Consider the following 11,850-nt stretch of genomic DNA (forward strand, 5'->3'; position numbering starts at 1 on the left):
AGTATTTAAATTTATTATTATTTTTCATTAGATTAACTTAACTATTATTTTAGATATTATATTTAATTGTATTTTTAAATACTTCAAAGATATGGAGTAGGATGAAAAGAGTTAACGAACTGACACTCATCCTACCATAAAGGGAAAGAAACAAAATAATCTGAGCTAGACAATGTCAGAAAAACCTCTTTTGCTCAGTACTATCTCCTAAACGGGACAAGTCGATCCATTGTTCATTTTTGTCGAGAACTCTGCATGTAAACCATTTAAGCCAATCTCAAGCGCTTTATTGAGAACCTTTTGACCAATATGTGCATTTATTCGACCTACAAATGGAACACGATTAATTTGACTAGCTGTTCTACTCACTGTTGCTAAACTAGTAATAGCTAAATCCAAAACTATGTTTTTAGGTATTTTTAGATCATTAGCGACATGGCCATTTTTTGGACTCAATACACATTGTGGAGACAATGAATATCGACCAATTGCCGCATTCACACTTTTAGGTATAAAACCTTTAGTAACATCCTCAAGCCCAGCATAGACTTCATTTGCAAAGTCTTGCGATAGTTGAGTTGGACTATAAAAAAAATTAAATCCGAGTTGATCCAATCTTTTGATTTGTTGAAAATCTTGCAGAAAAAACTCTTGTGGCACGCCTAAAATTTTTCCAACCCATTGCCAAATACGTATAGAACTATTGAGTTCCTCTTTAGTCACATAACCAAATGCACGCATAACCTTAGAACGTAAACGCCCCATGACATAGACTCCAGCAATAGCGCCTGTAACAGATATTGGCACACCTTTGCGCACGCCAACCCATTTATTACTCACACCTAATCCCAAACGCACCATACTATGCATCAAGCGAATGCGAACCCACATCTCCCACTGTTTTCCTCCAGGCTTCATTCCTTCAATATCAATTACGCCAATAAAACCAGCAGCAGTTTCCCAAATTCGTCGAACAAAATCACCTTTCTTGTTCATACGACCTGTGGCAAAAAAGACACTTGGAATATTGCCATCAACCGCAGTATATGGGAGCGCTGAATGCAACCCAAATATAAAGCCTAATATATTACGACCAGACATTTCTGCACTTGCTTTGGTTTCTTCAAAATCAAACCATTCAGGTACTGTTTCAACATCTTTAAAAAATAGAACTGCGGCCTGATTACCTTCTGCTTCTAACGCTCTGGCAGCTTGAAACAAGTTTTTAGTCATCCTTTTGTGCTTACGTAACTCGGCTATCAAGTTTTCAGCTAAAGGATCACCCACACTATCCCATGTTTCAAATAGAGTATTAATTTGCTGCACATCAAGGTCTGCAAAGGGATAAACCGTATCTCGAATGGGATGGTTTATCAATTCAATAGCAGCAGCTATACGCTGTGGCAATGGAATATCGGCATCGTAGGTAGAATGCATATTTTGGCTGAGGCTATTCACTTTATTTTCCCTCATTTTCTTTTGTTCCTCTTTCTATTTCAAAAAAGGCTAAATAAATAATATGGCTTAAACTTCTGCACTATTTTTTAAATAGACAAAAGTTTTGATAATAAATGTTTGGTAAAACCAAATTGGCTTGCCACATAGCCTCTATATTTGGGTAACTGATCATTCATTTGACTAACTTTACGGTTATAAAACATATGTAATATCGGTTTAGGTAATGCAGTTTGATCTTTAAAGTTTTTGCTTGGTATAAACGCCAAATCATAAGATGTATATGTTTTTAAATATGAAAAGACAGGATTGAAACAAGATATGCAAAATCCACGTTCTAACGCTGGTGGCCGACGATATTTTTTAAACTCAAGATTGGCTTGAGCATGCTTGGCAATATCTTTTTTAAACACAACACTAACATCTGCATAAGGTGTTTTATAAATTTGTTGGCAGATAGTGCAATGGCAGATAAAACGCATTAAAACTGGCGTACAAATATCAAGTTCAGTGCTATGACATGGACAGGTAATCATATTCAAAGCCATTTTATATCCTGTTCATTTTCTAAAAATTAAGGAGACATATCCCATCAACACTTTTTAAATTATTTACACAGCATCTTTCCAATTAAGGATTTTGAATGGCATTAATAAAATTGAAGTGCAAATATTCACATAAAGTTCTTATTTAGATGCTGCATAGCATGCCAGTACATCCAAACATAAACGTGTTGAATTAATTATTGGAAATATGGAACTTGGTTTAAAGGTTATTTTCCGCCATAATAATGATCATTTCACGCCATAGTACTGCCTATGAAAGATCCATTTGGTCTATTTCAGCAGAAAGTTTCGATCTCTTATGCGCTATTATTATTGGAAATTACTTCCGAATGTGATTTAACATCAGAGCAAGTGCTTGAAAATACTGGACTCACGGTAGAAAGGCTAAGACAGCCTGAAGCTAAAATGAGTGCTATAGAGTGGGTAAAGCTCGTATTAAATGCCCTACGGTTAACCAACAATCCTCATCTTGGTATTGAATATGGTTCTCGCCTGAGACCAACGTCTCATGGTGCGTTAGGTTTTGCATTTTTAAGTTGTGCAGATATTGAGACTGTTTTGAATCTCATGACAACATACTTTTGTACGCGAATCCAAAGTTTTTCTCCCAGCTGGAATGCTGACAACCACTATGTCTATATCTATTTAGATGATCTACACCCAATTGAAATGGGTGAGGAAATGCAGTCGCATCAATTGAGATGTTTTCTAATAGAGTCTTTACTATATGGGATAATACATTTTTTAGGCACACTTGCAGAAAGTTTTGAATCAGAATGTGAGATTTTTGTTGATTGGGCACCACTACCAATCCGTGAAACAGACAGCAAATCCTCTATTCCTGTTCATTTTAATTGCCTACGAAATAGTATACGGTTCCCTAAAAAATACCTGACTCACAAAAATCCACAGGCCGATCATATCGCCTATGAGCAAGCCATACAGTATTGCGAAAATGATAAAGCTAAAGTGACTGGAAATGTTTTTCGCGATATCCAAAAAAATATACGTGCTGAATTAACTTACAAAGCCGGAAATACTTTTCCATCTTTTGCCACCATTGCCAAATGCTTAAATATGTCAGAACGGAGCTTAACCCGACATTTGCAACAGCAAGGGACTAACTTTTCAACCATACTTGCAGAAGTTCGTTTTAAAAAAGCTAAGGAATTACTTCAGTTAGAGCAATATGATGTTCAAGATGTCGCAAATTTGGTTGGCTACAACGAAACGACTAACTTTATTCGAGCGTTTAGAAAATTGTTTGGGGAAACACCACATCAATTTAAAAAGCGTATGGAGATAGAAACAAATAATGAATCAAATCGATACGAATAAGTTCTAAACTACGTCTACCTGCCCCACTTGGTGATAAGCACGATTAAAATAAACCAAGCTTTGATCATGCTGGCTTTGTTTAATCGCAACAATCGGACAAATAAGAATAGTGTGTGTGCCGACTTGTTGAATTTGTTCAATCTCGCAATCGAAACTGACCAAAGCATCATCTAACACAGGTGAACCTGTTTCTAACTCAATCCATTCGCCATGTTTAAAGCGTTCTTCTGGCGTGAGCTTAGATGAAAATGCTTTTGAAATATGTTCGTGGTGTGCGCCTAAAACATTCACAGTTAAGATTTTGTTATCTAGGAAATGTGCATGTGAACTCGCAGATTGGTTCATACAGACCAATAATGTCGGCGGTGTGTCAGTCACACTACAAACAGCAGAGGCAGTAAATCCAAAACGGCCAGACATGCCTGCCGTAGTCACAACACTAACCGCACTTGTGAGTAAAGACATTGCATTTCTAAAGTCTGTTGCTTGAACCATGACATTATTCCTAAATTGAATCGTACCTTATCCTGAGTGTTTGCTATACCGCCCAACTCCATCAGGAAGGTACTTTATCAACATGAGTCCTGATTAGAACTACATGTAGTAAGTAAAATGAGGGTTACTTGTTTGATTATCAACTGCCATCAAAAAAGTAACCCTTTATACCACTTATTGGTAAATATTAAGCAGTAAGATCAAAACCAGTAAGTTCTCTGCGAACGATTTCTGCACCTGCCGTTAAAGCATTTAGCTTGCCACGTGCCACTTCACGTGAAAGAGGCGCCATACCGCAGTTTGTGCAAGGGTAAAGCTTGTCGGCATCTACAAACTGAAGCGCTTTACGAAGTGTGTTTGCCACTTCTTCTGGTGTTTCAATTTGGTTAGATGCTACATCAATTGCACCGACCATGACTTTTTTACCACGAATGAGTTCGAGTAAATCGATAGGCACATGCGAGTTGTGACATTCTAACGAGATGATATCGATGTTAGATTTTTGCAGTTTCGGGAAAGCTTCTTCGTATTGGCGCCATTCCGAACCTAATGTCTTTTTCCAGTCAGTGTTAGCTTTAATGCCGTAACCATAGCAAATGTGGACCGCAGTTTCACACTTAAGACCTTCAATTGCACGCTCTAAAGTCGCAACGCCCCAATCATTTACTTCATCAAAGAAGACGTTAAATGCAGGTTCGTCAAACTGAATGATGTCTACACCAGCAGCTTCTAACTCACGCGCTTCTTGGTTCAAAATTTTTGCAAATTCCCAAGCAAGTTTTTCACGGCTCTTGTAGTGACCATCGTAAAGCGTATCAATCATAGTCATTGGGCCAGGTAATGCCCACTTAATTGGTTGATCAGTTTGCTGACGTAAAAACTTAGCGTCTTCAACAAACACAGGCTTTTGACGAGACACCGCACCCACTACAGACGGCACGCTTGCATCGTAACGGTCACGAATTCGAACTGTTTCGCGCTTCTCAAAATCTACGCCATTTAAGTGTTCAATAAACGTCGTCACAAAGTGTTGGCGGGTTTGTTCACCATCGCTCACAATGTCGATGCCAGCAAGGCGCTGTTCGTGCAACGCTAAACGTAGCGCGTCTTTTTTACCTTCAAGCAGACCTTCGTTTTCGAGTTTCCAAGGCGACCAAAGCTTTTCAGGTTCTGCAAGCCAAGACGGTTTAGGTAAGCTGCCAGCAGTTGAAGTTGGTAATAATTTTTTCATGATCAATGACCTATATGTTGATTAGTTAAGAGCGTAATTAGCAGACCACTGCTCAAGAATCGCTTGGTATGGTTTGATAAATTGCTCTTCAACAAACTTCCCTTGCTCAATAGCGAGGCGGCTACGTTCTTCACGGTCATACACAATTCGAGTAAGTGAGTAATCTTGGTTCTTTAAGCTTGGCTGATAAGACTGTCCAGCCACTGAATTTGCGTTGTAAATTTCAGGGCGGTAAATCTTTTGGAACGATTCCATGGTGCTGATGGTGCTGATCAACTCAAGGTTGGTGTAATCAGTCAGCAAATCACCCGTAAAATAGAACGCCAAAGGTGCAGCACTGTTTTTAGGCATGAAATAGCGAACTTTTAAACCCATTTTTTGGAAATATTCATCGGTTAATGAATAGTCTTCTTGCTTATATTCAACACCTAAAACAGGATGTTCGTTTTCAGTACGGTGATACTCTTTAGTGGTTGAAACGCTTAAGCAAATCACAGGTGCCTTTTTAAAGTTGGCTTTATAAGTTTCAGAGTTAATAAAGCTCTTAAACAAGTTACCGTGCAATTCACCAAACTTCTCTGGAGTACTGAAAGTAGACTTGTTTTTGTTGTGATCTAACAACAGCACACTAAAGTCATAGTCACGTACATAAGACGAGAAGTTATTGCCTACAATGCCTTCAATACGTTCGTTGGTCTTTTTATCAACAATATTGGTTTTCAATATTTCGATTAAAGGAAGCCCACTTGCACGGTTTTCGGCATCAATATTCATTTCAACTGAAATGATTTCAAGTTCAACGCCGTAGCGATCACCTTTAGGGTTGTCCCAATGAGCTAAGGCATTAAAACGATTGTCGATCATCTGTAAGGTGTTGCGCAGATTCTCTTCACGGCTCATCCCTCTCGCTAAGTTAGCAAAGTTGGTTGTAATACGCGTATTGTCTGCTGGACGATAGTTTTCATCGAAACAAATACTCTTAATCGTAAATGTAAATTCTTTACTCATTTTGATCAGTACCCTAATTTCTGAGATAAACCTAAAAATATTTCGAGCTCTTTTTAAACTTTCCAGCCTTGTCAGATTTGTGCCTTAAGGTCTTATCAAAAGTGAATGACTGGAACGCTTCAGAGCGTGAATAGATTTATACCGCAATCAGAACATGAATAAAAATGATTTAGTCTCATTCAAAACTGAGTGAAATTCATGTTTAGGGTTTAATAAAGAAGTATGAAGTTAAATATTTTTCATCTTAGGAAATTTTAGACAGCAAAAATTCAATATACGGCGCTCACAAATCACCTTTAAAAATTCAAATATTTATTATTATTTTCAATTTGTTAATCCATAAAAATTTAGGGAGAATGGCTAGACCTAAAGTAATTTATGCTGACTCTCATTCATCTCTGCTTTTAGCCATTCTAAAAATATGGTTTTACGTGAATCTTCCACAAAAGCACTATGAGAAAGTAAATAATAGGCTGAATTATCTTGTACAACAGGTGAAATTTTTTTCAGTAAGTTCCACTCAAGCTCTTTTTCAATCATATAAATTGAGATGATTGTTGCGCCAAGTCCAGCCAAACAGCCTTCTAAACATAGATAAAAATGTTCGAGTTCAACTTTAGCGTAGGCTTTTAAACTCTGCTTTAACTCAGCAATGCGATTCATGCTTGTGAAAAAATTTGGCCTAGAGGTCGAGATGAGTACGTCGTTTGTTTCCGATGGCTTGGTTGCTTGAACTAGAGCAATATATTCATCGGCAATTTTTTCACTATAGATATGCTCTCCCCAATCAAAATCATTTCTGCGAATCGCGATATCAATATTATCTTTTTCAAAGTCGACCACGCCGCCTGCTGTGAGTAGCACAACCTCAAAATCATGACCGAGCTTTTTAAATTTTGATAACCGCGGAATGAGCCATTTCATTGAAAGAGTGGGTTCGCACGACAAAACCAGTTGCTTGCTTTCAGTCTTAGGTTGGCTGAGTTCTATTAAACATTCATCGAGTTGACCAAACACCTGATGGCAACAACTCAATAAAGTTTCACCCTGCTCGGTCATCACAAGTGTTTTATTTTTTCGGTCGAACAAAGTCGTATTTAAAGCTTCTTCTAAATTATAAATCTGTTTACTGACCGCACTTTGCGTCACGAATAATTTCTTTGCAGCTAAAGTGACGCTGCCATACTTCGCCACAAAATAGAAAAATTTTAGTGAATTCAGCGATATTCTTTCAATCATTCCAAAAACTCATAAATGTGTAGTCGTTTTTATCGATTTTTATTTCTAGGTTTCTGTTCAAAATAAAAATCATCTTGATTAGGCCCTATTTTAGATGATGAAAAACATATTGGATATCGATATCTATCTTCGCAAACCTAAAGCCCAAGCATCTCTTACAAAAAGAAGAGCAATTTTAAGTAGTGTTTTCGCTCTCTTACATGCATTCCAAAAAGTACAGATGAACTCCCTCGTTTTCAGCGAGGGCACACGATAATGGCAGAGTTTATTGCGGTTATTCTCATCACGATTTTGGCGGTGGTTAGCCCCGGCGCTGACTTCGCGATCGTTACGAAAAATAGTTACTTGTACGGCAGAAAAATAGGTGTGTTCACTTCACTGGGAATATCGCTTGGCGTGTTGGTGCATGTGACCTATACGCTAGTCGCCGTTGCCTTTGTGATGACTTATACACCGCAAATTTTGAATATTGTTAAGTATATTGGCGCGCTTTACCTGATCTACATTGGCTATAAAACTTTTACTCAAAAACCTGTTTTAGACACCGCTGCTTTAACGTCTATAGGTACTTTGCAAGCCATAAAATACGGCTTTTTTACCAACGCCCTGAACCCTAAAACCACGCTATTTGTGATTAGCACCTATACCCAAATTGTGAGTTTAACTACGCCTAAAACCATTCTTTTGGCTTATGGCTTTTTTATGTCATTTGCTCATTTTGTATGGTTTTCACTGGTAGCTGTGCTTTTCTCTTCCATGCTATTGAGACAGAAAATGTTAGCCAAGCAAGTGCAAATTAATAAGGTCATTGGCTCAATTTTATGTGTATTAGGCGTGATTCTACTTTTCACTAAGTTTCAGTAAAAAGCTCATTTTATGGAAGAATAATTTGCTTATGCTCATATATAGTTTGTACTTTTAAAAAGGCTTTTTATAAGACTTTTCCAAGAGAGCTATTTAATTTTTAAGAACCTTTTATATTTTTTGCTGTTAATATTAAAACGCATGATAGATTTTCCAATCCTTCATATTTCTATAAATCAAGGATGATGAGCGAATACATTTATTATGGAAATCAAGCAAATAAAATATTTTTTGACGGTGGTTGAAGCAGGCAGTATTGGTAAAGCTGCTCAAAAACTCGATGTCGGCGCTTCGGCCATTAGTCAGCAAATTAGTAAGCTAGAACAAGAATTAAGCATTCGCTTATTACAGCGTAATGCTTTTGGCGTCACGCCTACACCCGCGGGTCTGGCCTTTTTAAAACACTCTCAACTTATTTTGCGTCAAGTTAACTTCGCAATAGACGCTGCACATTCAGCTCGGCTTTCAGGCCATGTCAGCCTTGGTTTTCCGCCCACCATTACCGCTTTAATTGGCATCCCTTTAATGAAACTAATGTCTGAACGCTATCCAGACATTCGTCTAGAAATTGTGGAAACCTTGTCGGGAAATCTAATTCAGTCGATTAATTCGCGTCAGCTTGATATTGCCATTATTTTTACCAATGAAATTGATAAACAGTGGTCGATACAACCTTTGGTCCGCGAACAAATGTATTTAATGGCACGCAAAGAAGTGCTTGAAAAATATGGTCTTGCCGATTGCATCAAAAGTGGAATTATTCAGTCTCAGCAAATCGGTGATATTCCTTTAGTATTACCAAGGCAGCGTCATAGCTTAAGAAAATTGCTTGAACACAAGATTGGGCAGCTTAATGTTGTCTATGAAATTGATGGTCTACACTTACTCATGGATAGCCTGATTCACCTCGACCTTGCCAGCGTCCGCCCCGGAAGTGCTTGTCTACAAGAGTATAAACATAAGCTTCAACTACTAAAATTGATCGATCCTGAAGTTGAGCGAATCAATTACTTAGTCAGTCTTGCCGAAGAAGAATTATCACCTGCTGCACTCGCTGCAAAATCGGCAATTAAAGCTTGTGTGAAAGAACTGATTCAAAACCAAATTTGGCCATGTTCTGAAATTATTTTATAAAGGGTCATTAATTTTATTAAATACCTAATTAATTTTGCCCTCTCACTCCCTCCTGCCGTTTGAGATTACATTTTCATCTGAATGATAAGTGAATTTCTGTTTATCGACTTATAGATGTGTAGTTTGAACTGGAAACAAGGCATCACATTTTCTACCAAGGATACCTTTAAATCTCATCTCTAACCCATTTCCTATTTAGGTTTATTGAATGAGTCAATTTTAAAGCCCTCAATTGAAGATCGTGAATGTTTCCATTTTGTCAGGCCAAGGAGGTCTCCAATGGATGTCGTGAATAACCGTAGGGCTACTTTTAAAAAAATATTAAATGTAACGAGTGGCAACTTTTTAGAACAGTACGATTTTTTTCTTTTTGGTTTCTATGCTACTTATATCGCAGCAAAATTTTTCCACTCTGAAAATGAATATGTCTCTTTAATGATGACATTTACCGTATTTGCTGCGGGTTTTCTTATGCGTCCTCTCGGCGCTATTTTCTTGGGCGCTTATGTCGACAGAGTTGGTCGACGTAAAGGTCTTATTGTGACTTTAAGCCTTATGGCAATCGGAACCATCTTAATTACCTTTGTACCGGGTTATGAAACCATTGGTATTATTGCGCCAATTTTGGTGGTGATTGGACGTCTATTACAAGGCTTCTCGGCAGGTGTTGAATCTGGCGGTGTATCGATTTATCTCGCTGAAATTGCAACAGATAAAAACCGTGGGTTTATCACAAGCTGGCAATCTGGCAGCCAACAAATTGCGGTGGTATTCGCAGCATTACTTGGCTACTGGCTCAACACCATTTTAACTCATGCTCAAGTGGGTGAATGGGGCTGGCGTATTCCGTTCTTAATTGGTTGTTTGATTATTCCTTTAATCTTCTTGTTCCGCCGTACGTTAGAAGAAACTGAAGACTTTAAAGCGCAAAAAACTCATCCATCGACCAAAGAAATTTTCAGCACGCTTGCGAGCAACTGGCGCATCGTACTTGCGGGCATGATGATGAGTGCCATGACCACAACCACGTTCTATTTTATTACGGTTTACACCACTGTGTATGCAAAACGTACTCTAGAAATGTCGGTAACGGATAGCCTTTTAGCAACCGTATTTGTGGGTTTATCGAATTTCTTCTGGTTACCAATGGGTGGTTTACTTTCAGACAAAATTGGTCGTCGTCCAGTTTTAGTCGGCATTACAACCCTTGCCATCTTTACAACTTATCCAGTTTTAAGCTGGTTAGTGAGTGACATTAGCTTTACCAATCTAATTATTACGCTTGCTTACTTCTCATTCTTCTTTGGTATGTACAACGGCACCATGGTCGCAACACTTGCCGAAGTAATGCCAAAACGTGTACGTACCGTTGGCTTCTCTTTAGCGTTCAGCCTTGCAGCCGCTATTTTTGGTGGTATGACACCAATGGCCTGTACGTACCTTGTCGAAAACACAGGCAATGCAAGCACACCAGCATTCTGGCTGATGTTAGCAGCGGTATGTAGCTTAATCTCAAGCTTATATCTATGCCGTGGTTCTAAGCAGAAGAATGCAGACCCAATTGCTGAACCTGCGAAGGTTAGCGCTTAAAACAATAACGACTTAACCTGAAATTTTAATGAACAGTACGGCGGATCTTAAGTCTCCGTACTGTGCTCTCCTGTCATTAAAGTGAGATACTATGAAAAAGTCCCCTATCTTCATGACCATTTGCCTAGCTGGTGCAAGCTTAGGCTCAACGCTTGCTAACGCAGATACACTCGAAGTGATTAGTTCAGGCGGTTTCTATTCATCTATGGAAAAACTCATTCCAATATTTGAAAAGCAAACTGGTCACACGGTTCACCTTTCGTCTGGTTCATCAATGGGCGCGTCGCCAACTGCAATTCCAAATCGACTCGATCGTGGTGAACATTTTGATGTGGTGGTGTTGGCTGCTCCTGAACTGAACAAGCTTGCAGAAAAAGGTTATGTAGACCCAAATTCACAAAGTGCTTTAGTCAATTCAAGCATTGGTATGGCTGTGCCTAAAGGTGCACCAAAACCAGATATTAGCTCTGCGGCAAAATTCGAAAAAGTTTTATTAAATGCTAAGCACATTGGTTATTCAGCAAGTGCGAGCGGCACGCATCTTGAAAAAGATGTTTTTCCAAGCTTTCCACCTGTCGAGTACAAAGTGATTTCTGGTAAAGCAGAAAAAGTGGTCGGTGACCGCGTTGCAAAACGTATTGCTGAAGGTCAGTTCGATATTGGTTTCCAGCAAATTAGTGAAATCAAACCTTTTACAGGCCAATATGGTCAAGTTGATTTAGTCGGCCCAATTCCTGCGCCTTACCAGAAAGTCACTGTATTTGCAGCGGGCATTGGTAAAAACTCTGAACATGAAAAAGTCGCAAAAGAACTCATCAAATTTGTGAAATCGCCTCAAGCAACACAAATTATTGAAGAACAGGGTCTTGAGCAGGTTAAACAATAAAAGCTCTAAAAGGCAACATCTTGAGGTGATGTTGCTTTACTCTG

At 38.6% G+C, this 11,850-nt stretch carries 11 protein-coding genes; 5 read left to right on the forward strand and 6 right to left on the reverse strand.

Translation table 11 applies throughout. The features are described 5' to 3' along the window. Window positions 1-207 precede the first annotated feature (207 nt). Together MJX77_RS01895 and MJX77_RS01900 are read right to left on the reverse strand one after the other, a co-directional pair. The gene (locus MJX77_RS01895; protein ID WP_252060427.1) at window positions 208-1,458 is read right to left on the reverse strand and encodes an oxygenase MpaB family protein; all 1,251 of its coding nucleotides are present in this window, start codon (window positions 1,456-1,458) and stop codon (window positions 208-210) included. Window positions 1,459-1,544: 86 nt separating this feature from the next. Continuing rightward, on the reverse strand, window positions 1,545-2,003 hold the full coding sequence (locus MJX77_RS01900) for a GFA family protein (RefSeq protein ID WP_252060428.1): 459 nt from the start codon (window positions 2,001-2,003) through the stop codon (window positions 1,545-1,547). 270 nt (window positions 2,004-2,273) lie between these two features. Here MJX77_RS01900 and MJX77_RS01905 point away from each other — a divergent pair, with 270 nt between their 5' ends. Next, window positions 2,274-3,359 (forward strand): AraC family transcriptional regulator, encoded by a 1,086-nt coding sequence (locus tag MJX77_RS01905; protein WP_252060429.1) that lies wholly within the window; start codon window positions 2,274-2,276, stop codon window positions 3,357-3,359. A 3-nt stretch (window positions 3,360-3,362) separates the two neighbouring features. Here the strand turns inward: MJX77_RS01905 and MJX77_RS01910 are convergent, their stop codons facing one another. From MJX77_RS01910 to MJX77_RS01925, 4 genes are all read right to left on the reverse strand, one after another. Beyond that, on the reverse strand, window positions 3,363-3,854 hold the full coding sequence (locus tag MJX77_RS01910; protein WP_252060430.1) for a flavin reductase: 492 nt from the start codon (window positions 3,852-3,854) through the stop codon (window positions 3,363-3,365). Between the two features lie 187 nt (window positions 3,855-4,041). Further along, window positions 4,042-5,085: a methionine synthase gene (locus MJX77_RS01915; RefSeq protein ID WP_004703605.1), complete on the reverse strand. Its 1,044-nt coding sequence runs from the start codon at window positions 5,083-5,085 to the stop codon at window positions 4,042-4,044. 21 nt (window positions 5,086-5,106) lie between these two features. Then, complete coding sequence (locus MJX77_RS01920) at window positions 5,107-6,093, reverse strand: DUF1852 domain-containing protein (protein ID WP_252060431.1); 987 nt, start codon at window positions 6,091-6,093, stop codon at window positions 5,107-5,109. Between the two features lie 366 nt (window positions 6,094-6,459). Beyond that, window positions 6,460-7,332 carry a LysR family transcriptional regulator gene (locus MJX77_RS01925; protein ID WP_252060432.1) on the reverse strand — a complete coding sequence of 291 codons (873 nt, stop codon included), beginning with the start codon at window positions 7,330-7,332 and terminating at the stop codon, window positions 6,460-6,462. A 255-nt stretch (window positions 7,333-7,587) separates the two neighbouring features. Here MJX77_RS01925 and MJX77_RS01930 point away from each other — a divergent pair, with 255 nt between their 5' ends. From MJX77_RS01930 to MJX77_RS01945, 4 genes are all read left to right on the forward strand, one after another. Further along, a complete protein-coding gene (locus MJX77_RS01930; protein WP_017481278.1) occupies window positions 7,588-8,196 on the forward strand; it encodes a LysE family translocator in 609 nt (202 codons plus the stop codon). Between the two features lie 204 nt (window positions 8,197-8,400). Then, complete coding sequence (locus MJX77_RS01935; RefSeq protein ID WP_005302915.1) at window positions 8,401-9,330, forward strand: LysR family transcriptional regulator; 930 nt, start codon at window positions 8,401-8,403, stop codon at window positions 9,328-9,330. Between the two features lie 279 nt (window positions 9,331-9,609). Further along, complete coding sequence (locus MJX77_RS01940; protein ID WP_004773587.1) at window positions 9,610-10,920, forward strand: MFS transporter; 1,311 nt, start codon at window positions 9,610-9,612, stop codon at window positions 10,918-10,920. A gap of 91 nt (window positions 10,921-11,011) precedes the next feature. After that, entirely contained in the window at window positions 11,012-11,806 is a 795-nt protein-coding gene (locus MJX77_RS01945; RefSeq protein WP_252060433.1) for a substrate-binding domain-containing protein, read from the forward strand. Window positions 11,807-11,850 lie beyond the last annotated feature (44 nt).

It is taken from the genome of Acinetobacter sp. AHP123, from assembly GCF_023757925.1.
Classification (GTDB): Bacteria; Pseudomonadota; Gammaproteobacteria; order Pseudomonadales; family Moraxellaceae; genus Acinetobacter; species Acinetobacter oleivorans.

Bases quoted from the DNA above. Each gene is read 5' to 3' on its own strand.
- MJX77_RS01920 (WP_252060431.1), bottom strand. From the start codon at position 6,093: ATGAGTAAAGAATTTACATTTACGATTAAGAGTATTTGTTTCGATGAA.
- MJX77_RS01910 (WP_252060430.1), bottom strand. From the start codon at position 3,854: ATGGTTCAAGCAACAGACTTTAGAAATGCAATGTCTTTACTCACAAGT.
- MJX77_RS01905 (WP_252060429.1), top strand. From the start codon at position 2,274: ATGAAAGATCCATTTGGTCTATTTCAGCAGAAAGTTTCGATCTCTTAT.
- MJX77_RS01915 (WP_004703605.1), bottom strand. From the start codon at position 5,085: ATGAAAAAATTATTACCAACTTCAACTGCTGGCAGCTTACCTAAACCG.
- MJX77_RS01930 (WP_017481278.1), top strand. From the start codon at position 7,588: ATGGCAGAGTTTATTGCGGTTATTCTCATCACGATTTTGGCGGTGGTT.
- MJX77_RS01925 (WP_252060432.1), bottom strand. From the start codon at position 7,332: ATGATTGAAAGAATATCGCTGAATTCACTAAAATTTTTCTATTTTGTG.
- MJX77_RS01900 (WP_252060428.1), bottom strand. From the start codon at position 2,003: ATGGCTTTGAATATGATTACCTGTCCATGTCATAGCACTGAACTTGAT.
- MJX77_RS01940 (WP_004773587.1), top strand. From the start codon at position 9,610: ATGGATGTCGTGAATAACCGTAGGGCTACTTTTAAAAAAATATTAAAT.
- MJX77_RS01935 (WP_005302915.1), top strand. From the start codon at position 8,401: ATGGAAATCAAGCAAATAAAATATTTTTTGACGGTGGTTGAAGCAGGC.
- MJX77_RS01945 (WP_252060433.1), top strand. From the start codon at position 11,012: ATGAAAAAGTCCCCTATCTTCATGACCATTTGCCTAGCTGGTGCAAGC.